Origin of the sequence: Trichocoleus sp. DQ-U1, assembly GCF_039961925.1 — a bacterium.
GTDB lineage: Bacteria > Cyanobacteriota > Cyanobacteriia > Cyanobacteriales > FACHB-T130 > FACHB-T130.
On record NZ_JAMPKB010000061.1, the window covers coordinates 1 to 24516 of the forward strand.

The following is a 24516-nucleotide window of genomic DNA, read 5'->3' on the forward strand; positions in this document are numbered from 1 at the left end:
TTGATGATGTCTACTTTCTTTATAAATTCTTTTGAGAATCCTTTGAGTTTCTCGGCTTAAATCTCTAATAAATCTCATAAGTCTCTTGTTTTCTTGACTTTTGTTTTAGCTTATTCTACTTTTTATTATGTGTAATTTATTTTACATAAGCACTTAAGAGAAGCATCTAACATTTTTTGAATGAGATGAATTGCTCTTGCAATCTTAGATTCAATATTTTGTAAAACTAATAGACTGCTTCTGAGCTTTCCTTGGCCTTCTTTGCGCCTAAAGCGGAGATTGTGTACGTCAGCATCGCTTACGCAGTTTTTTTATTTCACAAGTCGAATAAGGTTGCTACAGCAGTTCTAAATGATTCCCGAAGGCAAGATACCCAACTTCTTAAAAGTTGGGTATCTCAAGCCCTGAATTATCACAACTTGAGTAGGATTGCTGTATCTTGTGAACTTAATTGAGGTTGTAGTCGATCTTTGCAGATTAAAACTTACGCAATTTACTAGCCTTGGTGCCCCTGATATTTTAAGATTTGTAAATTTATTTAAGCCGGCTCGCCTATAAATTTTTTCTATCTTTGGTAGTAGTAGAAAATCTCGCTACATCTATTAAGTATAAGTACCTAAGATTCAATTGTTGAGCTGCTCCTTGAAATATCTTGACACGGTCTCTAGAAGAGCGCTTACATAGCGCTTACGCTCTAGTAGCAGAGTACCCTAACTGGGCAGTTCAACAGCGCATCCGTGGAAGTACAGAGTTTGCAAAAACACTTTCTGGAGATTCCGTAATCTAACCCAAGCAAATTTGTAGTAATCTTTGGCAAGGTAATATTAACCAAGCAGATGTCACCATAGATAGATGCACGGTGCCCCTGTTTTGTACTACTGCTATCTGGAATTTTCAAACTATGGCTCCCCAAAACGGCAAGATTCGGTTCCCTCTGTGGCAGTTTCTCAATCAGCCCCTGTTTAGTTCCAAAACTAAATTAGTGCTCAATCCCCGCCGCTTCTCGTATTGTTACAGAATTCACCTTTTGGAACGCTGCTGGGTTAAAGATTACCAGCCAGGAAACCGCCGTCAGCACTAAACCGCCAAATTGCATTCAGTTGTCAGGAGCCAAGTTGAGACTGACCACCACAAGGTCTCTACAGAATCCAGGAGCCAGAATCTATCCTCAGTCTGACCCCTGGATTCTAAATAAGGCGAAAATTGTTATTTTAATTTATTAAGTTTAAACGCACTTCAGGTTCTAAGTGACGCCGCTGAACAGAGAAAATTGACTTTTGCTCGATCCGGAATCTAGTTCCCGCTTGCCGAATACTTTACTCAGATAGCTCAAACAGCCTGCAAATTCACCGTCAGTTATGGGTGAAAAGCCCCTGTAACCGTCGTGGGGAGCCGTTTTAGGCTCTCAGGAATGCACGCTCGCGAGCGATCGCATAAGTTTGGTTTTCCTCAAGCACGCTCGACAAGAAAAGTCATGGCATTACAATCGGCATATGGTAGCGGTATTACCGAAAGCCCAACCATTGAAATTTCTCAGGAAGTATTACGGTCTATCCTTAGCCGGATAGAATCTGAACTCCATAGCAGCGAAGTCTACAATCGTGCCTTGGCTGGGTTACAGACAATCTTGGGAGAAGCTGCTGGGAGTGCCCAGATTATGGTTAAGGCAGTAGGGAGAGAAGCCATCCGGCTAGCGTTCCAGCAGTTTGCGAAAACTTATAAGGTTGTCCCAGTCACATCTCCAGAAATTGGTAACAATCAACAAGAGCCGCAAGCCAGCACTCAGCCTCAAGAGTCATCAGTCCATAGCGAACAGTCATCCGTTAATCACCCAGAATCAACGACGAATGACTTAACTTTAACGAATGACCAAGGACGCAGTATGAATGCCTTACCTGCCGATTTAGTAGACATTACGCCACTGCCTCTTCCAACCAGTCCAGATCCGGTTTTTCCCAAACCACTCAAAAAGCTCTCCAAGGCGGAACTGGCAGCGCAAATCGCAGATGAGCAACGGCAAGAGTGCCTGCGTCAAATTGGTCAGCAATTAGGGCAAGCACGTCATGCACAGTCAATGACTCTGCGGCAACTTCACAATCAAACACTCGTGCCGCTTCATCACATTCAGGCTTTGGAAGTCGGTTGCTTCGAGCATTTGCCTGAGGATATCTATGTCCGAGGTTTTATTCGCCGGATGGGGGTCGCCTTGGGGTTAGATGGTGCTGCAATGGCTGCTTCCTTACCCGCGCCCGATCCTGCAAAATCTGTACTGCCTTCTTGGTACCGACCGAAATCAGTGCCTGGGTTTGGATTTCAGCTCAATACAGTTCATTTATACGTGGGTTATGCTGCGCTAGTGGCAGGGGCAGTGGGAGGACTCGCTTTGATGTCGAACCATTCACAATCATCGGCGTCTGCTGATTCTCCACCGGATGTTCCTAACAACTCATCTGCTTCTGAGTCGCATCGTCCTGTGAAACCTGCTGCGAAACCCGGTTTAAAGGCGGGTCAGAAAGGAGTGGCGGTTGGGCCTGATATTGCTCCGCCTGAAGCAATTAGTCGTAATTAGTCATTTGTTATTAGTTATTGGCAGAAAAAAACAACTGACTGCTGACTAACTAATGACAAGATTATCTCGATGGACGACGGTTTCTGCACCGGCGTAGCCTAAAATTGCAGGAATTTCTTCGGAACGGCGTCCGCTAATTTGCTGTAGCTCGTCGCTGCTGTAGTTCACCAGCCCTCTAGCTATTTCCCGTCCTTGAGGGTCGCATAACTGCACAGCGTCTGACGCCTGGAAGTCTCCCTCGACGAGGGTAATCCCAGCAGCTAAGAGGGATTTTCCTGCCTGACTAATTGCCGCGATCGCTCCCTTATCCAGATATAGCTTCCCCGCAGGAATCAACCCGTGGGCAATCCAACGCTTACGGGCGTTGCCCATCGTGTCGCGGGGTTCAAACTGAGTGCCGAGGGGTTCTCCTTGCAAGATTTTTTGGATGTTGCGGGGAAATCGCCCTTCGGTGATGACTGTCCGAACTCCGGCGCTGGTAGCAATGCGGGCGGCAGTAATTTTTGTAACCATGCCGCCTGTGCCCCATTGAGAGCCGCGATCGCCTGTTTGTACTTGTAATTCCTCCAGCTCATCAATGTGGTTCACTAGAGCGATCGGCTGAGCATCCGGAACTTGACGCGGATCGGCGGAGTACAGTCGGTCTACATCGGTCATTAAAAATAGCCAATCTGCCTCTATCAAGCTGGCGACTAGGGCTGAAAGCGTATCATTATCCCCAAATTTCAGTTCCTCTACGGCTACGGTGTCATTTTCATTCACCACGGGGATGACGCCCAACCGCAACAGTTCCCGAAAGGTGTTGGAGGCGTTGATATAAGCTGAGCGTTCTTTGAAGCTACTGCGAGTCAGGAGAACCTGGGCAATGGGTTGTTCTAAGGTTGTAAAAAAGTCATCGTATACGCGCATCAGGCGTCCCTGACCGACTGCTGCCACTGCTTGTTTGAGTGCTAGGGTGCGCGGACGTTGCACGAGTCCCAAGCGGGCGCAACCCACTCCGACAGCACCCGAAGAAACTAGCACCACTTTATGACCTTGCCGCCGTAAATCTGTGAGGGTTTCTACTAAGGCAGCGATAGTGGAAAGAGCCAGATGACCTGTTTCAGGCGATGTCAGGCTGGAAGTACCAATTTTGATGACAAGGGTTTGACTCACAAAAGAGAGGGGGCGCAGGGGAGTAGAGGGGAGGGGGAACAGATTGTCCAGACGCGATAAATCGCATCTGATTTATCGCGTCTGGAGGCTGGGAATTGGCAATGAGTGATTAGCTTCAGCCGATTTCCCATTCCAAATTGTAAAACGCCAGCTCCTCCATCTGGGAACTGACGCTTTACACAGGTATTCACGGGGATTAATGTTTAGGGTCTTTATATTGGCTGACCCCATTTGAACCATATGTATAATGCCAGGGATTTTTGACAATCGAGAATCTCATAATTATTTCTTTATATTTTGGTTTTTCAGGATTTGTCTGAATTTTTTAAGTTTTGTTGCTTTGCGGTGAACGAGACGCCCAAGGCTTGGGACACCCAGACTTCAAAGGTACGGACTGGATAAGAGCGCACGGCAAGCGCTGGGTCAAGCATCGGCTCGACGAGAATGGTAAACATACCGAGTCGGTTGCCTGCTAAAACGTCTGTAAATAAGCGATCGCCCACCATTCCTACTTGTTCGACAGGAAGGTTCATCGCGGTGACAGCCTGCCGCAGCTTGCGCCGCGATGGCTTAGCAGCGCTGGTAATGTAAGGCAAATTTAACGAGCGAGCGATGCCACTAATTCGGTTTTCGCTCAAGTTATTACTCACCAGCCATAGCGTCGCCACCTGTCTAATTTCCTTCACCCATTCCACGAGTTCTTCAGACGCCTCGGCTGCTTTTAGGGGTACCAGCGTGTCATCGACATCCAAGACTAAACCTTTGAGATGATATTGCTGGAGAAGATCGGGGGTCAGACTCACAATAGGTCTGCCCAGAATTAAGTCAGGCTGTAACCGTGTTACCCAGGACATAAGCAGTTTTTAATTGTAAGTGTGAGTTGTTAGGAGAACTCCCAGGTAAGAGCTTTTTCAACCCGGCAAAGTTATCAATGGGATTGCTAGTAGTTGCAAGTCCAACTTCCCCGATCTTAATTAGACTTATTGGCAGCTTGGCGACTAGACCAATCTAGGTACTGTTGTTAGCGGCTTTGTTGCCGTTGTTGGCGAATCGCGTTTGTAGCGGCTTGGTGTTCTTGTAGCGTCCGACTAAACACATGGGTGCCATCGTAGCGAGCCACAAAAAAGAGGTAGTCTGTTTTTTCAGGATTGAGAGTGGCTTTGAGACTTCCTAAGCCAGGGCTGGCGATGGGAGTTGGGGGCAATCCTGCGTTGAGATAAGTATTGTACGGGGAGGCTGTCCTCACCTGAGCCAAAGTTAAGGGCTGATCCGCTGTTTGCCGAATGCCGAGTCCATACTCAACTGTTGGATCGGATTCCAGTCTCATCCCTTTCTGAAGGCGTTGTGTAAACACACCAGCAATCTGAGGGCGTTCGACCGGAATCACTGCCTCTTTTTCGACAATACTAGCCAATGTCACCCATTGAAGAAGAGGTATCTGGGTTTTGTTTGGCGCTTGTTGATAGATGGGGAGTGCCACCTGTTCAAAGCGATCTAGCATTTGTTTGATGATGGCTTGGGGGGTGATGCGATCGCTATTTAGCTTGTAGGTATCCGGGTACAAAAAACCTTCTAAATAAGGCAAATCCGCAGGTAGCCAAGGATACTGGTCTTTGGGAATCTGAGTGGCGGCAGTGAGAAATTCTTCGCTTTTGAAAAATCCCTGAGATTCAAAGTAAGCCGCCATTTGCTGAAGCGACCATCCTTCAGGGATTGTGAAGGAAAGCTGCACGACATCGCCCGTCCAAATTTTATCAGCGATCGCTGGCAGCGGCTGGGTGGGTGACAACTGGTAAGTCCCAGCTTTGAACCCACCCGGTCGCTTTTGCAAGTCCAACCAAAACGTCCATAGCTTCCAAGCATCAGCGGAGCGAATCAACCCTGCTGCTTCTAGATCGCGCCCTATCTGCTGCGCCGAGGTTCCTTGAGGAATCCGGATTAGCACTGATGTATCTTTTCCAGCATTCGCTGACGGTTGAGTTTCGGCAACGGGGGGCGCACTCGCCCAGCTCCACCACGCCCAACCCTGCCATGCACAGAGTCCGAGCGTTGCTGGGATTAAGGCGAGATAAAACGTCCATTTGGAGATGCGTTGGATTGCTTTCATTTTGATTGCGGGTAACAACCGCTGTCATGGAATTAAGAAGGCAAAATTAAAAATTAAAAAAAGAAAATTCTTCATATTTAATTTTCAATTTCTAATTTTTAATTCTTTACCTATTCCATTTCATCAAATAGCTGATCTTCCAGCAGCGGTTGCACTTTTTTAAATTCCTCAGGGGAAAGTAGCACTGGTTCACCCGCACTATTAATCCGCGCAAACAATAGCAGCGGATCGAGAGGCGTGTATATTGTGTACTCTTGTTCTTTGTGATAAAAGCTGGCTAGAAACTGAAATTCCTCTGGTTCGAGCTGAGTATCGTCATCTTCAATTTCCAGGGTGAGGATTTCTTCCTCTTCAACCGCAGGCAGTTCACCGGCAACAGTCAGAGCAAATGCGGTTCGCTTTAAGGCGAGATTCCGCTCTGCCAGGACTGCTTGAGCCGTGGGAAAAACTTCGTCAATTTCGGCGTCGTCTTCGACTAAGGTGGCTTCTTCCTCCTCCTTCTCCTCGTCCCACGCCACAATTTCTACAGGTGAATCTACCGGCAGGAGGATGACGTATTCTTCACCATCTACTTCTATTGAATGCTCAATGTAACAACTAAGCGATCGCCCGGATTCATCCGTCAACGAGACGGTTTGGACGGAAGACCCATTCTCTTCAGGGGGTTGGGATGAGAACATTGCAGATATGCTGCTATCAACGTGAGATTGTGGACTAAAAAACTCCAACCCCAAAGTTTGCACACCGTGGGGAAGTAGCTTGCAAAAATCAGGATATCACGGCATAAGAGTTGTAGAGACGCCATACGTCAAGGAGGGACAATTTATCAATTGTCCCTCCTTGAGTTGAAAGATTCTTCCAAGCAATAGATTCGGTTACTGACAGACAAACACCTTCGCTTCGTACTCTGGCAAGTCAACTAGAGAGCCATCCTCTCCAGCTTCGATGCGGGAGTTATTCATCCAATCCTGCCACGTCCCAGAGGATGGGAAGTTAGGAATGCGATACCCTGACAGAGACTTATCTGAGAAATTCGCCACAACAACCACACGGGAACCGGGTTCGTTCCAACGGTAGTACGCCAACACTTTCGCCTCTGGATTTTCGTGAAAAAACTCAATGTTATCGCTAGAAAGAGCTGGATTTTCTTTCCGGAGAGCGGTTAACTTTTTGTAATACTCAAACAAATCTTGATTTAAGTCTTGTGACAACAAAGGCCAAGCAATTTTCTTTGGCTGAGTCACGTTTTCACTTTTGCGCTGGTATTCTCCAAACTCTTCTCCCATCCAGAGCATTGGCACACCTACCGCCGTCATTAACAAAACAGCTCCTAACTTCGCTCTGCCAAATGCGGCTTTGTCAAAAATCCCGCGATCGCCTAATTCTCTCATCAAACGTTGGCGGTCGTGAGTTGCCAAATAATTCACTACATTCGTAGCAGCCGTATAACCCTGCCTTCTGGGATCTAAAACTTCCTTCAGTTTTTCTAATTCAAACATTTCGCCACAAATATGTGGAAGCACAAAGTAGCGAAAACTTTCATGCCAACAACCATCCAGCGGACCTTCTGGATAAACTACGGTTTTGGTATCGGGAATATGTTCGGCAATGTTGTAGAACGGCTTAGGAGCAGTATTTTTCTTGGCTTGCTTCGCAAGCCAATCCAAAAATTCATAATTTGCCAATTGGCGCACGGCATCAAAGCGAATCCCATCAATGTGATATTCCTGAACCCAGAAACGCACCACATCTCCGACGTATTTCCAAGCAGGCTTAACATCCAACTTTTCGTCGTAGTTGTCGTAGTTAAATTCTGGTCCCCAGTAATTACCCGGGTCTTCTGGATAATGCATATGCTCGTAGTACCAGTAATTCCGGTCAATCAGCATTAACGGGCATTCTTCATCTGTGTGGTTATAAATCCCATCCATGAAAACGCGAATGCCTCGACCATGACACTCGTCAATAAACCGCTTCAAATCTTCTGTGGAGCCGTAACTGGATTCTGTAGCGAAGTAGTGGCGGACTGTATAGCCCCAATTGTAATCACCGGGATACTCATTTACTGGCATCAATTCGACGGCATTAATTCCGAGTTCGCTCAAATGATCTAACTTAGCGATCGCGTCTTGGTATTTGCCTCGCTGGTGTGGGTCATCTTCACCACCGGAAAAATCTGCAACGTGCATTTCATAGATGACTAATTCGTGATTGTCTGGCAAAAGCGTATCGTCATGCTGCCAAACGTAAGTATCAACAATTCGCTTCCCATCTTTGATCCGCGCGACACTGTGGCCTCTTGCTTCATCAACGTCTGTAGCGTATGGGTCGATTACATCCACCCATTGATCGGGTTCAAATTTTGGGCTTTTCGATTGAACTCGAAATTTATATTGATAAATGCCATCCTCCAAGTCTACCTGGGTTCGGAAATAGCCATCCTTACCTTTTTCCATTGGAATGTTTTTCCAGTTAGAAAAAGAGCCGATTAACGCCGCTCCTTGGTTGCGAGGAGCAAATAAATTGAATTCGACTGCTGCCATAAAACCTTTTAATGAAGTAGATTCGCTTACTTAGTTGACTAATGGTTCTTTGCAAACATTTTTGAAGCCTGCATTTATAATTTTAAAGTTTAGTAATGAATTATACTGAATTATCTATCTTGAGAAATAGCAGAACATTAATAAAGTTTGTATCTTTAAAAACAAAATTAACTAACTTCCGGATTTTTATATCTGGAGTAGTAGACAAAAACTGTTTTCTAAACTTTAAGAGATAGGTTTAAAAAGACTGCAAATAAGGCTAGCGAGAGATGTCAATTCAGGGATGAATAGGGAAGATCGGGTCATAAATAACAGCTCAAAGGAGCTGAAGATGGGTACATTACAATGGCTTCCCCTACTTTCTACTCTTAGTCTCGGTCTTGCATTTATCATGCTTGCTTACTGCTTTGCAGCAGTTACTATCTAGTTTTTCCTAGAAAGAGATTGTCTGATTAATCAATTATTTCTAAGTTGAATTAAGGAGTTTCCAATGTTGAAACAAATGTGTTGGTTGCCAGCGATGGGAGTCAGTGGAGAAAAGTTGTTGCATTTACGAACCGCACCCAATCAACCGTGGCGACCTTATACGGCTTTTCCCGAATATGCTGTACCAGACTATCCAGTTCCGGGCGGTTCTAAGGGTTGGGCAACCTACCAAAAATTAAGATGCGAAGGTTGGGCTTTAGCACCCAGTACGCAGAGTCAGCAACTGAAAAGTGCTTAAAATTATCCACTGATTTTTAGGCAATGTATCTAATAGAGTTGTTGCTTCATTAGCCTTATGGGTTTTGGCTCTCACGTCTAGTAAGGGTTGAAACTTCGCTTCTTAAAAAGCAAGGCTCTAATCAATACTTATTTTAGGAAATAATTGTTTTCCTAAACCTATCCATTTAATACCGTTCGAGTTGTGAGGCAGTATATTAACGAATAATTCAATTCCCCAATCCACGCTGCGCCATAGCAGACCATTAGCGCAGCGGCTAACGGGGAGTAAAACGAGACTGGCAGGTTCACTGTATAGACACAGTAGTTTTTTGCTTTTTTAAGGGCGGCAAAGAGAAGCTACTGTTCAAGGCTTTGGAAAGTTTCGATTACTGCCAAACTAATACTTTGGCTTCGTAACTTCCTAAGTCGAGCTGGATGCCATCCTCCCCTGCTTCGACATCATAATCGCCAGTCCATTCGTGCCAGGTTCCTGCTTCGGGGAAGTTAGGAACGTGATAGCCTCCTAGGAAATTGTCAGAGAAGTTTGCAACAACGACAACACGAGAACCCTCGCCATTCCAGCGGCTGTAGGCTAATACCTTTGCTTCTGGATCTTCATGGATAAAGTCAATATTTTCGGTGTAGAGGGCATGATTATTTTTACGGAGATGAATCAAGCCTTTGATAAATTCAAACATTCCGCGATTGAGGTCATGACCTAAGAGCGTCCAATCAATTTTTGCTTGTTCAGTTGTTTTGTATTTATACTCTCCGAACTCTTCACCCATCCACAGCAGAGGTACGCCGACAGCGGTCATATTGATGACAGAACCTAACTTTCTCCGCTTAAATGCTTCTTCATCCAAAATGCCGCGATCGCCTAACTCAGCTAAAACATGATTGTGGTCGTGATTCGTCAGGTAATTCACAACATTCGTAGCACCCATGAAGCCTTGCCGCTTGCAGTCAATGGCATCCTTGAGACGCTCTAAGTCAAAGGTATCGCCGCAGATATGTTCTAGAATGCAGTGATAGAAACTGTCATGCCAGCAGCCATCCATTGGTCCATCTACATTCGTAATGCTGGGGGTTTCAGGAATGTGTTCGGCAATATTGTAAAACGGCTTTGGCCCAGCTGCATTTTTTGCTTCCTGAACAATCCAGTGCATGAAATCGTAGTTGGCAATTTGTCTGGCTGCATCGTAGCGAATGCCATCAATGTGAAATTCCTGAATCCAGAAGCGCACGGTATCGCCAACAAACTTCCATGCAGGCTTAAGATCTAGATTTTCATCATAGTGTTCATAGTTAAACTCTGGCCCCCAGTTATTATCAGGGTCGCGCGGAGAATGATGGTACCAATAATCGTGGTCTATTTGCGTCAGTGGACTTTCTGCTTCTGAGTGGTTAAAAATTCCGTCCATAATGACGCGAATTCCACGACCATGACACTCATCAATTAGGTTTTTTAACCCTTCAGTTGTGCCATAACTGGATTCTGTAGCAAAGAAGTGACGAGGATTATAGCCCCAGCTATGGTCCCCTGGATACTCCTTCACTGGCATTAACTCAATGGCATTAACTCCTAACTCGCATAGGTAATCTAATTTTTCTACAACGTGTTCGTATTTGCCTCGGGCGTAGGGATCATCTTCACCACCGGAGAAGTCGCCAACGTGCAATTCGTAAATGACTAATTCGCGATCGCTTGGCAGTGGCTTATCGTCATGTTGCCAAACGTATGTATCCACAATCCGCTCACCATCTTTAATTCTCACAACACCGTTTTGGGTGGGATTATCAATATCGGTGGCGTAGGGGTCAACTACCTCTATCCATTGATCTGGTTCAAAGAACCAAGACTTGGATTGAACACGGAATTTGTATTGATAAACTCCATCTTCCAGTTCAACTGTGGTACGGAAATAACCATCATTACCTTTTTTCATTGGGATGCTTTCCCAGTTAGAAAAATCCCCAATTAAAGCAGCTCCATTGTTATAGGGAGCAAATAAATTAAATTCAATCGGAGTTGCCATAGAAGTGTTTGGAGTTTGATGAAAAAAATGCTTAGAGCAGTATTTTCTCCTTTTCATCCCGCTGAGGTATCGTTCTTGAGAAATAAAGTTGCCTCTGGTGCCCTAATTCCCAGGAGAGAAGTGGTAATGAATGCTAAAGGTAATTTAAGCTGAATTTCAGCGATTAATAGCCATTAATGCCGAATTTAGCGTTATTGTTGCGATCGGTTGTAGAAAAAATTTACCTATTTCAGTTGGCTGAAATAGGGGAGAACCCTACCCCTGCGTCCCTTTGCAAGCGACTACTGTGTATACACATCTAGGCAAGAAGCTAAAGACCAACCGAGACACAGAGAATCAAACTGTCGCAGATCCTGAAAAAGAGTGGCAATTCCGGTAGTCCGTTGGCTCTACTAGCCGAGTCAACCGTCTAGTAGAGCAATCAAGTTGCCTAAGCCAACCTTAGGGGAGGACAAGGGTTCGTTGTTTTGGGATGCGACTATTAAGTGACCATTAAGTGTGGGTGTAAGCTCTGTGAGGCAATGCTGCTGGGCATCACAGAAGATGACTGTTGCTGATTGAGTGACATCTTCAAGCCTTTGAGGAATTGAAGCAGACGCACAGCAGCAGACAACGCTAACACACACAGACGTTGAATAGCTGCTCCAGATTCGAGTTGGGTTGCTTCCTGATTCAACCGGCTTTGTTTGAGAGTGGCAAACAGTATATCTCTAGCGATCGCTATGGATAGAAATTAAGGTTTCACACATCAAAGTTGTACATCATGCAAACCATAAAACGAGCAAAATGCCGGATGCTCTGTTTATGCAGGCTAAAAACCCAAAATTTTCCCTAATTGTTCGCCTTTTAAAGCTGATAGCCAATCGCTCGCAGTTACAATGAAAATCATGAATAAAAATTAAGCTTTTTCTCATTTTTCCTGTTAACCTCCATCAATGAGCGCCACTCCATTGTCAGATGTGCTGTTGGCGGAATCATCCGCACCAACTTCTCCGGCTTCTCGTCTTACTAAAATTCTCAATCGACTCGAACCCTCACCCGAAAGCGTCGTCCTGCTGTTGGCTGTACTAATTGGCACCGGCACCGGGATGGGCGTTGTCACGTTTCACTATTTAATCGCTGTCATCCACAGCTTGATGCTGGAAGGGGTGATGGGGATAATTGGAGGCTGGGGTGCCTGGACTTTAGCTTGTATTCCCATTTTGGGAGGATTAATCGTTGGTTTAATGCGTCTTGCTTGGCCCGATTTTGGGCCGAGTATTTCTTCACTGATTGCCGCGGCCCAAGGCGTCCGAGAGTTGCTACCCCTGCGACCCGTCACCAAGATGGTAGCGGCTGCTGTTTCCCTCGGTAGTGGAGCCTCTTTAGGCCCAGAAGGGCCGAGCGTGGAAATTGGCGGCAATTTTGGAATGCTGCTCGGTCAAGTGCTGCAAGTCTCCAGAGAAAGGCAGCAGTTACTCCTGGGAGCTGGAGCAGCGGCGGGTCTGGCGGCTGGTTTTAATGCCCCGATTGCCGGGGTTTTCTTTGCCTTAGAGGTGGTCTTGGGAACCACCTTTGCAACTTCAGCGGTTAGCGTCGTATTGCTGGCAGCAGTTGTGGCGTCTTTAATTGCTCAGATTGGTTTGGGTGCCCAACCAGCTTTTACGCTGCCCGTCTATGAAGTCCGTAGTCCTCTAGAATTACCGCTTTATCTGGGATTGGGGGTATTAGCAAGTTTGGTGTCGCTGACCTATACCCAGTCAATTCAACTGGCTCGAAGTTTCTTTCGGGGACAGATTGCCGGTTTTGAGTGGCTGGGAAAGATACCGCGATCGCTTTGTCCAGTAATTGGTGGTGCCTGTTTGGGCTTGGTTGCTTTGCAATGGCCCCAAATTCTGGGAATCGGTTACGAAACGATTGCCGCCATGCTTCAGGATGTGGATTTTCCGTTAGGGTTACTCCTCGTCCTACTAGCGGTTAAGCTGATCGTGACGGCGATTAGTCTGGGTAGCGGTTTGGTGGGGGGTATCTTTGCCCCTGCCATGTTCCTCGGTGCTTCTTTGGGGGCAGCGTATGGAAAAATCCTGGCAGCGATGCTTCCAGGCGCACCAATTCAGATTGCCGCACCTCCAGCTTACGCAATGGTGGGAATGGCAGCCGTTCTTGCTGGCAGCGCTAGGGCACCCCTGACAGCGATACTGTTAATGTTTGAGCTAACGCGCGACTACCGGATTGTTTTGCCGCTGATGGCAGCAGTCGGTTTGAGCATTTGGCTGGTGGAGCGCTTTAAGTCAGCGCCAACGAAAGGTCAAAATCTTCAACAGCTGGAACTCAATGTGGAGAAAGACCAGCAGTTAGAAATTTTGCAACAAATGTTAGTTGCAGAAGCAATGCAAGTACCAGGTTTGATGCTGAGTGGTTCTTTATCAGTATTAGAGGCAGGTTTAGCTTTAACCAATGGTCGCTGCCGCAGTGCTTTAGTCATTGATGATGCCGAGCAGTTAATTGGCATCGTCACTTTACAGGATATTAATCGAGCAATGTCTACAGCTCGAACGCCAGTTACCGCTCCTACTGAAACAGTAGAAACAAACAACGTTCTTTGCAATGTCTCGAACAATTTAACCAGTCATCTGGCTTATCAGCCAGTTGCTGACATCTGTACTACTGAAATTCTGTATGCAAACCCTGATGAATCGGTAGCAGAAGCGATAGACCGGATGGCAGCACGCGGTCTCCACCAGTTACCCGTCGTTGACCGCGATCGCCCCCAACAAGTGTTAGGTGTGCTGGAACAAGAGGGAATCGCTTTAGCTTATAGTGTCGCTGCCACTCGCAAGACACTGCGCCGCTATCTTCCCCCCAATCCAGTGTCGAAAGAGTTAAATTTACCGCCCCTCAAGCAAACAGTTTGAAAATTTAGAGAATCGCTAATGAGTCATTGGTTACAAATCAATGACTCATTACGAATAACTGCTAACTAAAACTAAAGTTTTAGGATGCCTCTTCCAATTCTTCGTCTTCAGCGCCTTCTTCTCTATCCAGTTGCCGCAGATGAATGTGCTTCCGTCCCAGAGAGATTTCAAACTCATCCCCTGCCCTTAGACCCATTTGTTTGGTGTAGGCAGAACCAATCAGTAAGTTGCCGTTCGATTGCACGCTAATTTTGTAGCTGGCACTTCGACCGCCACGTCCGTTACCATTTTGTTTGCCGTCTAACTCAATTCCTTCAGCATCAATGAGAGCATTCAGGAACTTCATCATATTCACCCGCTCTACACCGCTTTTGGTAACAGTGTAGTAACCGCAGGCTCTAGCCTTTTCTTCTTTGCTGAGGTTTTCTAGCTCTTTAACTTTCTTGACTAGCGCTTCCCCTGTTAAGGGATCGATCTTTTTCTTTTTATTCATCAACTTGGAGCGAAAAGTAAGGAATAGCGAGTGTGTACAGTGTTTTCGACTGACTGTTTCTAAGCTAATTTTAGCTTAGCTTTATATCAGCTCATAAAACTATATCATACGGATTGGGGAACGCTAGTTCAATAAGATGGATAATTTATTCACTACTAACCTTTTTAATCCAAGTTCTTGCTTAAGCATAAATATCTGTGCCTTGCGAACAACCGATGCATCTCGATGATCGGAGTTCCTCACAGCATCAACCTGAGAAAAAATGAAGGGGGTACGCTGTAGGGTAGTCGTTAGTCTATCATTAGCGATCGCTTCTGAGCTGTTTTTTTTTCCATTGACTACCGCCTCATGACCACTGACTAATTATCCATTACCCTAAGGAATATTTTCCAGTATGAAGCTGACAACCCGCGGACACTACAGTGTTAAAGCACTGCTGGATTTGAGTCTACAACCTGGGTATGGACCAACTTCTGTAAAAGCGATCGCAACTCGGCAAGACTTACCTGCACCCTATCTGGAAAAATTGTTGATAGAGTTACGTCGATCTGGGTTAGTCCAATCAGTTCGAGGTGCCCAGGGGGGGTATCAACTATCCCGCGTCCCAGCACAAATTTCTCTAGGACAAATATTAGAAGCAGTCGGTGAAACAATTGAACCGCTGCCTCGCCATACCCCAGATGCAGAGCTTGCTGAGGATTGGGTAACGTTTACACTTTGGCACCGATTGCATCAAAAACTTAAAGAAGCGTTGTACAGTATTACACTGGCAGACCTTTACTATGACGCTCGCAGTTGGCAAGCAGCCCAAGGCGAAGAAACCAGTTTTGTTGTATAGAAACTGTCAGCGGATCTCTAGCAGCTTTGGTGTTGTGAATTTCCAAGATTTATTTGCCGCAGTCCTGCTTTCTCATTCCTCAGTCCTATCATTAGCGATCGCTTCCCTTTTTGATTACATCATCGGCGATCCGTGGGGTTGGCCTCACCCAGTCCGAGTCATGGGCTGGCTAATTTCTCGCTACAGCCAGATGGCTTTCCAATTATTTAGTCATCCTCTCACGCTCCGATGGGCTGGAGTAATTTTAGGAATTGGGCTGATAACTGGCAGCTACGGGATGGGGTGGTTAATCGTTCACGCAGCGAACTGGGTGCATCCTTTTTTAGGAATTGCGATAGAAAGTATTTTACTCGCCAGTTGTTTCGCCGGTCGAAGTTTGAGAGCTGCTGCTGAAGATGTCTTGCAACCTCTAAATGAGAACGATCTTGTCGCGGCGCGTTCTAAGTTAAGCCAATATGTAGGGCGTGATACCGAAAATCTTCATAAAACAGAAATTCTTCGGGCTGTTTTGGAAACCGTCACAGAAAATGCTACCGATGGAGTAATGGCACCCCTTTTTTATGCGATTATCGGGGCATTTTTACCTTTACTAGGAACGGTTCCTCTCGCCCTTGCCTATAAAGCCGCCAGTACCCTAGATTCAATGGTCGGCTATCGAGAAGCACCCTACACCGATTTGGGTTGGTTTAGTGCCAAATTAGAAGATATCCTGACTTGGTTGCCCTGCCGATTCACGGTGATTACCTTGGCTTTACTATCTAGAAAACCTGGGTATGTTTGGAGTATTTGTCAACGCGATGCGACGAAAGATCCTAGTCCCAACTCTGGCTGGAGTGAGTGCGCCTATGCGGCAATTTTAGGCGTTCAGGTGGGGGGCACAAATTGGTATCGTGGCGTTGCTAAACACAAAGCCTTACTGGGAGATGACCTCCAGCCTATCAATTCAGAATGCATTCAACAAGCCTTGCAGTTAACACGATATAACTTTTTGATTTGGTTGGGGATAGCGATCGCTATCTTGCTGCTGTTGGGGTTTAGAAATGGGCGCTCGCTTGGAATCAACTTGATGACTTTTTAATCGCCCTATCAGGTGAACTCAACGGGCGATGGCTACTGAATAGGTGTAAGCATATCTTTGAATATAGAGCAACCAGTTGAAAGGTAATCAATCACTGATTCATCTGGGAAAGCGATCGCACTTTTTAGTGATTGGTCAAGTGAAATGCCAGTGAGGAGATGCGACCCAAAAACTTAACCCCCGCTAAACCACGGAAGCGATCGCCTAAGTCTGACCTACGAAGTCATCATCTGCGACTAAAACGATGGAAACTCTTGCATATCTTCATTTATCTGCCAATTACGAAGACCCTAACTCGGAGCCTCACCAATTTAAATTGTTCCAAAATCGGAACCCGCTTCCAAGTTCAGCATGGATTCGATTACTATCCGTTGCCCTTGCCTTATCCGTTATCGGGACAGCCGGTCATGCATTAGCACTCCAGAGAGGGAATAGCGGTTCTCAAGTCGCCACGCTTCAGAGAAATCTGAAAATCGCAGGCTTCTATAACGGCCCGGTTACTGGATACTACGGTCAATTGACGCAGGCATCCGTCAGCAGTTTTCAGCGAGCGGTTGGACTGAGAGCCGATGGCGTTGCAGGCTCTCGAACTCTAGCAGCTCTAGAAAATCGGGGTGGTAATTATGATGAACCGATTACGGGGGGTGGTTTTGGCAGCAGCACCCTGAAACGCGGCAGCAGCGGTTCCTCCGTAACGAGGCTTCAAAATACTTTGAAAGCCTTAGGCTATTACAACGGGCCAATTACTGGATACTATGGTCGGTTAACTGAGACCTCCGTTACAAGATTTCAGCAAAGCAGAGGGCTATTCGCTGACGGAATAGTTGGGCAAAGAACGAAAGCAGCACTTGCCGCTGACTAATCTTATATAGCTTGATGAGATTGAGCTATCTATACTCAATGACATAACTTCCTGTTCCTGGTAGGAACAGGAAGTTATTTTTGTTGAAATGATAACGATGATGGTTTAGGTGAACTTGTACACTGAGGCTGTAATTTGTCCGCAGTTATCATCGGATTTTCCTAAACCATGTCTCCCGAAGTTGTAGAAATTCTTTCCGCAGACGAAATCCGTCGAACCCTCAATCGTATCGCTTCCCAGGTGGTAGAGAAGTCACGCGACTTGTCTGAGTTAGTGCTAGTAGGTGTTTATACCAGAGGCGCTGTATTAGCCAATCTCTTGGCTCGTCAGATAGAAGCGCTCGAACAAGTGCAAGTGCCCGTGGGAGCGCTAGATATTACCTTCTATCGAGATGATTTGGATCAAATTGGCATTCGCACACCCGCCAAAACTGACATCCCTTTCGATCTCTCTGGTAAGACGGTAGTGTTGGTGGATGATGTCATTTATCGAGGGCGTACCGCTCGTGCTGCCCTGAATGCGGTGAATGATTATGGTAGACCGGCGGCAATTTGGTTAGCGGTTCTGGTGGATAGGGGACAGCGGGAGTTACCCATTCACCCGGATTTCACTGGCAAGAAGTTGCCAACGTCCAAAGAAGAACAGGTGAAGGTTTACTTACAAGAGATTGATGGACGAGATGCTGTGGAATTATTAAAGGTTTAAGCGGTCTGTCTTCGGTTTCCCTGGTGTGTTGGTGGGAAAATCGAGATTGTTAATAAACCAGTCTGTGCAGATTTGTCAGGCGCTGTCTATGCAGAACGTTGGAGATAGTAGATTGATTAATAACCCGGCTCTTACCAAAGAAACCCAAACGAGAAAGGCAGATCATCTAAAAATTTGTCTCGATGAGGATGTACAATTTCACTCCACAACGAATGGATTGGAAGGCTACCGCTTTAGTCACTGTTGTTTGCCGGAGTTAGATCGACGTGAAGTTGATATCTCAACAACATTTTTGGGAAAACAGCTTGGTGCGCCTTTGCTCATTTCTTCGATGACGGGGGGAACGGAACTGGCGAGGATGATTAATTATCGTCTAGCTGCTGCGGCGCAACGCTATAACCTAGCGATGGGCGTGGGTTCCCAGCGGGTAGCGGTGGAGAATCCCCAGGTTGCTTCAACTTTCGCCGTGCGATCGCTTGCTCCCGATATTCTCCTATTTGCGAACTTGGGCGCGGTGCAACTTAACTATACCTATGGCGTTGATGAATGTCTGCGCTCAATTGACTTGTTAGAGGCAGACGCCTTGATTTTGCATCTCAATGCCTTGCAAGAGTGCATTCAACCCAGAGGTGACACAAACTTCCGAGGCTTGCTTGACAAAATCAAAAATCTGTGCAATAAGTTACCAGTACCCGTGATTGTCAAAGAGGTGGGAAATGGCATCTCCGCTGCGATCGCGCAGAAGTTGATTGATGCGGGTGTGAGCGCCATTGACGTTGCCGGTGCCGGTGGGACATCATGGGCAAAGGTGGAGAGTGAACGGGCTGAAAATGCCCAGCAGCGCCGATTAGGACTAACTTTTGCTGATTGGGGTTTGCCCACAGCAGAATGCATTACCAGTATTCGAGCCATTGCCCCAAATATTCCCTTGATTGCCTCTGGGGGATTACGCAACGGTCTGGAAGTGGCAAAAGCGATCGCGCTAGGAGCCGATCTCGCGGGTCTGGCGTGGCCTTTTCTCCAGGCAGCCGTAGAATCGGAAGACGCCCTTGATGCTTTGGTTGAAGTATTAGTCGCCGAAATCACCACTGTATTATTCTGCACTGGCAATCCCACCTTGTCTGCTCTGAAACAGTCTGGCGCGTTGCAACCATTACGATAACTGTGTTGGAAATGGGAAAGCGATAAGTGAATTCAAAGCTTAAAACTTTTACCCATTCCCAATTACCCATTACCCTAACCCCAGCCTAATGCGTAGTTTCCTTAAACAAACTTTTGCTAGCTTGCTTGGAAGCCTATTCGGACTCATCCTATTTTTCGGTTTGGGAACGAGCGGGCTAATCTTGTTATTGATTGCGGTGGCATCTAAAGATACAGGGCCGGAAGTTGAGGATAAATCGGTACTGGTAATCGATCAGTCTTTGACGATTACGGATAGCGATCCGATATCCAGCACCAGCGAAGCAATCAGCGAAGCTTTATCTGGTGAGGAAAATAATAGCGTGCGGCTGCGAACGGTTTTGAATGCCCTTGAGCAGGCAACTAAAGATAAACGGATTGTAGGCGTATATCTAGACGGCAGTGGTTCCTCTAGTTCTAGCACCGGGTTTGCCACGCTCAAAGAAGTCCGTTCGGCGCTGGAAAAATTCCGTAAGTCTGGCAAAAAGATTATTGCCTACAACATGGATTTGGGGAAACGGGAATATTATTTAAGCTCAGTGGCAGACACCATTGTGATGAACCCGTTGGGAACAATCGAAATGAACGGTTTGCGTTCTGAGTCGATGTTCCTCACAGGAGCCTTACAGAAATACGGGGTTGGGGTTCAGGTGATCCGGGTTGGGAAATTTAAGTCAGCGGTGGAACCTTATGTACTCACGAAACTGAGTCCGGAGAACCGACAACAAACTCAGAATTTGTTGAGCGATCTGTGGGGAGACTTTTTGACAACAGTGAGCCAGGGTCGAAAATTAAACCCGAAACAACTACAAGCGATCGCAGATACTCAAGGAATATTAACCGCACCGGATGCGAAAAAGCGTGGCTTTGTGGATCGGGTAGCGTATCTAGATCAGGTGGTGGCAGACCTGAAAAAGCTAACTGGCAGAACCGAAGAGAATAAAACATTCCGTCAAATTAGCCTTGCTACTTACGCTAGAGCGACTCAAACCGAAGGTAAAGATCGCACTTCTGACAACAAAATTGCCCTACTTTACGCCGAGGGGGAAATCGTAGACGGCGAAGGTGGCTCTCGGCAAGTGGGAGGAGATCGCTTTGCCAGACAGCTGCGACGGCTGCGACTTGATAAAGATGTGAAAGCTGTCGTGCTGCGGGTAAATAGTCCCGGCGGTAGCGCCTCGGCGTCTGAGGTGATTCAGCGAGAGGTACGGCTAACTCGTCAGGTGAAGCCAATCATCGTTTCTATGGGAGATATGGCAGCATCCGGTGGCTACTGGATTTCCACCTATGCTAATCAGATTTACGCCGAACCAAATACCATTACCGGCTCGATCGGTGTCTTTGGGATGTTGCTCAATTTCCAAAAGCTTGCGAATAATAATGGCATTACCTGGGATGTCGTCAAAACTTCCAAATTTGCGGACAGCAACACGGTTTCTCGTCCAAAAACGCCTCAAGAATTGGCAATTCATCAACGATTTGTTAACCAAATTTACGGTCAGTTCCTCAACAAAGTGGCGGATTCTCGAAAACTCTCAAAGCAGAAAGTCGCTGAGATTGCCCAAGGACGAGTGTGGTCGGGTCAAGATGCCAAGCAACTGGGATTGGTTGATGAGATTGGCGGTATTGATGATGCGATCAAATCTGCTGCCGTTGCCGCTAAACTGGGTGAGAATTGGGAGTTAGAAGAGTACCCCAAGGTTCGCAGTCTAGAACAACGCATTCTGAAACAGTTTGCGGGTGGGGACAATGCCCAAACCAAGCAGCCATCCGATCTGCTGAGTGCAGAACTCCTCAAGTTACAAGAAGAATTAGTAGCGCTCAAAACAATGAACGATCCTAGAGGTATTTACGCCCGTTTGCCCTATAATTTGCGAATTGATTAGTGCAACGTCCGGAATAGGCAGTTGAAAATGTGGAATATACGGTAACAGTCTGCCGATAGGTAGAGTAGACTGAACGGAATAGCTAACCAAGTACTTAAAAGCCTCTATCTATGGATAGAAAATCTAACCGCTTTGTCCTGCTGATCGTTTCTTGTAGTGCTGCTGGTATCCTTGTGGGAGGCGTCTCCAACTGGATAGATAGTAATCAATGTCTGCAAGCCAAAACGCCTACCAGTGAATGCTTGATGCAAGACCCCACGAGTCAAACGATTCAAGGAATGTGTATGGGTTTGATAGCGGGAGCTGGAGCAGCACTGGGTGCTACTTTGCAGCTAAAGCGGCAAGAAGATTAGAAAGTTTGTTCTTAGTAATGAAAGTATCGCTAATTGATAAGATATGTCGAACAATTAGCCATACTTTCATTCCCCTATTAAAATTCTCCTATTAAAATCGATAACGGCGATCGCTTACCCAGAAGCTAATCGGGACTGCACGACCTTGGGCATCCACCTTCGCTTCCACCACGATCGCTTGTCGTTGTCTGCTCGATTGGGCTTGATTAATCTCCTGATTAATTTCATCCCGCCGCGCTTCTGGCATATAGTAGCTTTCTAAGCCGTAGTCGATGGAATTACCGCTAGATTTGCCCTTTAACGCTATCTGATTTGCTGGTAAAGATTTGGGCATCTTGCTACTCACCCGCACGGGTTTCCATGCTTGGGGAGAATTTGTTTTAGCAGCAGGCGCTTCTAAAATCACGTAGAAGCGAATTCCTGTCGGTAAAGAATTTAAAGGCGGTACGGACGGTGGCAAATCCGTTGCTTTTGCTTCGAGGTGTTGTTTTACTAACCCTTTCCAACCCGGAAGCGATCGCAAATTCTCTTGACGCGAGATGTCATAGCTTAGCGTCTGCGAATAGCCACGCAAGAAATCGTATGGGTCTACGGGAACCGTCTTGAGAACGACCGTTTTCCCAGTGAGGTTAGTGTAAAGTGGCTGGGCAGGTGCGGCAAGAACGATCGCCGTTTGCAACAGGAGAGGCACCCAGAGTCTCCAAGCAGGCATTCGCTTTTGTGGCTCTATGAGAGTCGGAGCGATTGAAGATGATTGAGAAGTGTGCCTCATTAAAAATCCTCTGAGTCAATTTTTAATTTCCAGCGTGCGGACATAGCGCTCGAACCAAAGCCCGATAGCGATCGCTGTGATACCGCATAGAATAAACAGCAGGGATTTGAAGACTAATCCCGTTGCAGACAGCACAAACCAAGTCAGAATTCGCACAATTAATAGCATCATGCCCCCCCAGAAGGCGCTGCGTTCTGCTTGTGCTAGCCCTTGGCGCATCAATCCGGCAGCTAACAAGAACAACAGCACATTGCCAATAAAAGTGGCAAGCAGGGGAATTGGCTGGACGGTGAGATGCCAAACGGGTATCCCAGCCATGAAGCAGATAAAGATACCGATGGCAATTGTGGTCAGAATTTCCTCCCGACGAGTGCGAGGGCTTCTGGTAAGCCACAGCAGACGCAACCATGCAAAGATTGCCAACCCACTCAAAATCACTACATCTACCAGGGGAAACCAAGTAACTCTCGCGGATTGCTCCGCAGAAGACATTTTGGATAAAACACCCCAGAACCAAAGCGAGGACGACAGATAAAGTACAACGCCTAGAAATACCAGCGCCAAACGACGGGCGAGGGGTCGAAAGGAACCTCCCCAGCTTCCCCCTTGCCAAGAGGCGGGAAAGATTTGGTTTGGCTTCGGAACCCGATTTAAGTCACTGTAGACCCACAGCGAGTCATCATAGCCCCATAACAGTGCGGGGGGCAGTGCCAAGGCGATCGCTAATACGATACCCGTAGACTTCAGGGAGAATAGATTAAATAGTCCTAAGCTGAGCGGTCGGAGGTTTGCTTCCAAAGAAGAAATAACTGCGATCGCTGCCAGTCCAAAAATCACGCGAGAACGACACCAGTATGCCAGCGGCACAAACATCAAGCTTGCCAACAGCGGCATATGTTGTCCCATCTGGGATGACCAGGAAAACTCTTCATAATAGTAGGAATTTGACCAGCTTGCCCCTTCCCAGTTCCACCAAAAACTCCAGTAACCCAATCCGATAATGATAATTGCCAGCACGCTTAAGGAAGTCAAACGCAAGCTGTAAGCCATTGCTAGTACACCGACTCCCCACGCTAGCAATAACTCATAGAAGGGACCGCTGATGTGAAACATCTGACCCATCAGCCCCATATTTGCCCCTAAAATGATTGCTCCTAAGAGCAAGAATCCATGACCGAGGCGTTGTTGCGCCCCATTCGGACGCCGCCACAGGTAAAAACCAGCAATATTCACTCCAATAAACAAACTCAGTAGCAGCGTTACTTTGCCATTTCGCGGCAACTCCTGCCAGTTTGCTGCTACAAAACTGATCGTCCCCAAGCCAATGAGGATACTCCCCAACCCTAACAAGATCATGACAAAGCGATCGCGGGCAGCAGTCTCCAGCCTATTAAATTGATAACGCTCTGATAACTGTTCGTATAGTTGAGCATCAATCAGCCCCTCAGTTCGCCAAAGATTTGCTTCCTGACGTAACTGACGGCGAAATTTATCTGAAACCATAACCCTCAATTACAATCCGCTCTGTAGTCTAATTTTTTTGACTATAAACTTAGTTTTAACGCCCTCCCATGATTCAATTCAAGGGGATGTGACAGTTAGATTCACTATCTACAGATGGGAAAACCTTCTACGTTACTGCTTAAACTCAGTCGGCGTCTATTCGATGACTTAGGCGAACAAGCAAAGTTTCTTGAACTCTTAATTCATCCTTAACCTTTTCCTCCTTACTTTCTTTGATGTCAGGAAAAAACGGGGAATTTGTCCTTGGCTATTCTTAGGCCGACGACTTGGCAATACATTTTTGTAGACTGCTGACCTCTTTTACTTTAAGTAATTTAAGGCTAAATAGCATTTAGTTAATAATTAGGGTTTGGAAAAATCTCCAACTCTTTATAGCCTGTCTGCTCATCCATTGTTCTTAAAAAAGTGAATTCTTCGCTAACTCCGATGACAATTTCGGCAGTAGTATAGATAATACAGCCTTCCATGAGATGTCCGCCGATGGTTTTTCCTTCTTTATTTGCAATGGCGATATGCAGGTGAATGCCAGCCGCTTCCAGAGTGCCATTGAGAGAAATAATTTCAAAATTGTCGTTAAAAGCTGTACTATACCTGTGATTTGCAAAGCGAAGAGTCGCTTTTTTCAAGCTACCAACTCCGGTTAAGATAAAGCCCGATTGAAGATTTTGCTTGATTGCAAAATCTTGTAAGCTTTTTTTTAAATCTTGATCTGGCTTCAGACGAATAGCAAATACTTTCATTAATTAAAGACTGGTAAATCTACTGGGATTACGCGGATAATTACTAATTGTATCGGTAATTCCATCATACCCAT

At 46.3% G+C, this 24516-nt stretch carries 20 protein-coding genes; 10 read left to right on the forward strand and 10 right to left on the reverse strand.

The annotated features are described in order from the left end of the window. Positions 1-1411: 1411 nt before the first annotated feature. Positions 1412-2569: a helix-turn-helix domain-containing protein gene (locus NDI34_RS20995; RefSeq protein ID WP_348233717.1), complete on the forward strand. Its 1158-nt coding sequence runs from the start codon at positions 1412-1414 to the stop codon at positions 2567-2569. A gap of 45 nt (positions 2570-2614) precedes the next feature. Here the strand turns inward: NDI34_RS20995 and proB are convergent, their stop codons facing one another. From proB to NDI34_RS21020, 5 genes are all read right to left on the reverse strand, one after another. Further along, positions 2615-3724 (reverse strand): glutamate 5-kinase, encoded by a 1110-nt coding sequence (gene proB, locus NDI34_RS21000; protein WP_190535598.1) that lies wholly within the window; start codon positions 3722-3724, stop codon positions 2615-2617. A gap of 305 nt (positions 3725-4029) precedes the next feature. Continuing rightward, on the reverse strand, positions 4030-4578 hold the full coding sequence (locus NDI34_RS21005) for a YqeG family HAD IIIA-type phosphatase (RefSeq protein WP_190672871.1): 549 nt from the start codon (positions 4576-4578) through the stop codon (positions 4030-4032). Positions 4579-4745: 167 nt separating this feature from the next. After that, entirely contained in the window at positions 4746-5831 is a 1086-nt protein-coding gene (gene mltG / locus NDI34_RS21010; RefSeq protein WP_190410786.1) for an endolytic transglycosylase MltG, read from the reverse strand. Between the two features lie 110 nt (positions 5832-5941). Continuing rightward, positions 5942-6511 (reverse strand): DUF3727 domain-containing protein, encoded by a 570-nt coding sequence (locus NDI34_RS21015; protein WP_190410787.1) that lies wholly within the window; start codon positions 6509-6511, stop codon positions 5942-5944. Positions 6512-6706: 195 nt separating this feature from the next. Then, positions 6707-8374 carry an alpha-amylase family glycosyl hydrolase gene (locus NDI34_RS21020; RefSeq protein ID WP_348233718.1) on the reverse strand — a complete coding sequence of 556 codons (1668 nt, stop codon included), beginning with the start codon at positions 8372-8374 and terminating at the stop codon, positions 6707-6709. Positions 8375-8864: 490 nt separating this feature from the next. On the opposite strand from NDI34_RS21020, the gene NDI34_RS21025 reads away from it, so the two are divergent. Further along, on the forward strand, positions 8865-9098 hold the full coding sequence (locus tag NDI34_RS21025) for a hypothetical protein (RefSeq protein ID WP_190410789.1): 234 nt from the start codon (positions 8865-8867) through the stop codon (positions 9096-9098). A gap of 367 nt (positions 9099-9465) precedes the next feature. Here the strand turns inward: NDI34_RS21025 and NDI34_RS21030 are convergent, their stop codons facing one another. Beyond that, positions 9466-11118: an alpha-amylase family glycosyl hydrolase gene (locus NDI34_RS21030; RefSeq protein ID WP_190410790.1), complete on the reverse strand. Its 1653-nt coding sequence runs from the start codon at positions 11116-11118 to the stop codon at positions 9466-9468. Between the two features lie 935 nt (positions 11119-12053). Between NDI34_RS21030 and NDI34_RS21035 the strand changes: the two genes are divergently transcribed. Continuing rightward, complete coding sequence (locus NDI34_RS21035; protein WP_348233719.1) at positions 12054-14012, forward strand: chloride channel protein; 1959 nt, start codon at positions 12054-12056, stop codon at positions 14010-14012. Positions 14013-14091: 79 nt separating this feature from the next. Here NDI34_RS21035 and NDI34_RS21040 read toward each other — a convergent pair whose 3' ends face one another. Beyond that, the gene (locus NDI34_RS21040; protein WP_190410793.1) at positions 14092-14505 is read right to left on the reverse strand and encodes an AbrB family transcriptional regulator; all 414 of its coding nucleotides are present in this window, start codon (positions 14503-14505) and stop codon (positions 14092-14094) included. 394 nt (positions 14506-14899) lie between these two features. Between NDI34_RS21040 and NDI34_RS21045 the strand changes: the two genes are divergently transcribed. From NDI34_RS21045 to NDI34_RS21075, 7 genes are all read left to right on the forward strand, one after another. Next, a complete protein-coding gene (locus NDI34_RS21045; RefSeq protein ID WP_190410794.1) occupies positions 14900-15343 on the forward strand; it encodes an Rrf2 family transcriptional regulator in 444 nt (147 codons plus the stop codon). Next, a complete protein-coding gene (cbiB, locus tag NDI34_RS21050) occupies positions 15288-16421 on the forward strand; it encodes an adenosylcobinamide-phosphate synthase CbiB (protein WP_348233720.1) in 1134 nt (377 codons plus the stop codon). Before NDI34_RS21045 ends, cbiB begins: the two co-directional genes overlap by 56 nt. A 244-nt stretch (positions 16422-16665) precedes the next feature. Beyond that, complete coding sequence (locus NDI34_RS21055; RefSeq protein WP_190432696.1) at positions 16666-17283, forward strand: peptidoglycan-binding protein; 618 nt, start codon at positions 16666-16668, stop codon at positions 17281-17283. A gap of 168 nt (positions 17284-17451) precedes the next feature. Then, the gene (pyrR, locus tag NDI34_RS21060; protein ID WP_190535610.1) at positions 17452-17988 is read left to right on the forward strand and encodes a bifunctional pyr operon transcriptional regulator/uracil phosphoribosyltransferase PyrR; all 537 of its coding nucleotides are present in this window, start codon (positions 17452-17454) and stop codon (positions 17986-17988) included. Between the two features lie 88 nt (positions 17989-18076). Then, on the forward strand, positions 18077-19150 hold the full coding sequence (gene fni, locus NDI34_RS21065; protein ID WP_348233721.1) for a type 2 isopentenyl-diphosphate Delta-isomerase: 1074 nt from the start codon (positions 18077-18079) through the stop codon (positions 19148-19150). 88 nt (positions 19151-19238) lie between these two features. Next, on the forward strand, positions 19239-21053 hold the full coding sequence (gene sppA / locus NDI34_RS21070) for a signal peptide peptidase SppA (protein ID WP_348233722.1): 1815 nt from the start codon (positions 19239-19241) through the stop codon (positions 21051-21053). Positions 21054-21163: 110 nt separating this feature from the next. After that, positions 21164-21406 (forward strand): hypothetical protein, encoded by a 243-nt coding sequence (locus NDI34_RS21075; RefSeq protein WP_190430108.1) that lies wholly within the window; start codon positions 21164-21166, stop codon positions 21404-21406. Between the two features lie 91 nt (positions 21407-21497). Here NDI34_RS21075 and NDI34_RS21080 read toward each other — a convergent pair whose 3' ends face one another. From NDI34_RS21080 to NDI34_RS21090, 3 genes are all read right to left on the reverse strand, one after another. Then, the gene (locus NDI34_RS21080; RefSeq protein WP_348233723.1) at positions 21498-22178 is read right to left on the reverse strand and encodes a GDYXXLXY domain-containing protein; all 681 of its coding nucleotides are present in this window, start codon (positions 22176-22178) and stop codon (positions 21498-21500) included. Between the two features lie 15 nt (positions 22179-22193). Next, on the reverse strand, positions 22194-23681 hold the full coding sequence (locus NDI34_RS21085) for a DUF2157 domain-containing protein (RefSeq protein WP_348233724.1): 1488 nt from the start codon (positions 23679-23681) through the stop codon (positions 22194-22196). 356 nt (positions 23682-24037) lie between these two features. Continuing rightward, positions 24038-24442: a PPC domain-containing DNA-binding protein gene (locus tag NDI34_RS21090; protein ID WP_190430111.1), complete on the reverse strand. Its 405-nt coding sequence runs from the start codon at positions 24440-24442 to the stop codon at positions 24038-24040. Between the last annotated feature and the right edge of the window lie 74 nt (positions 24443-24516).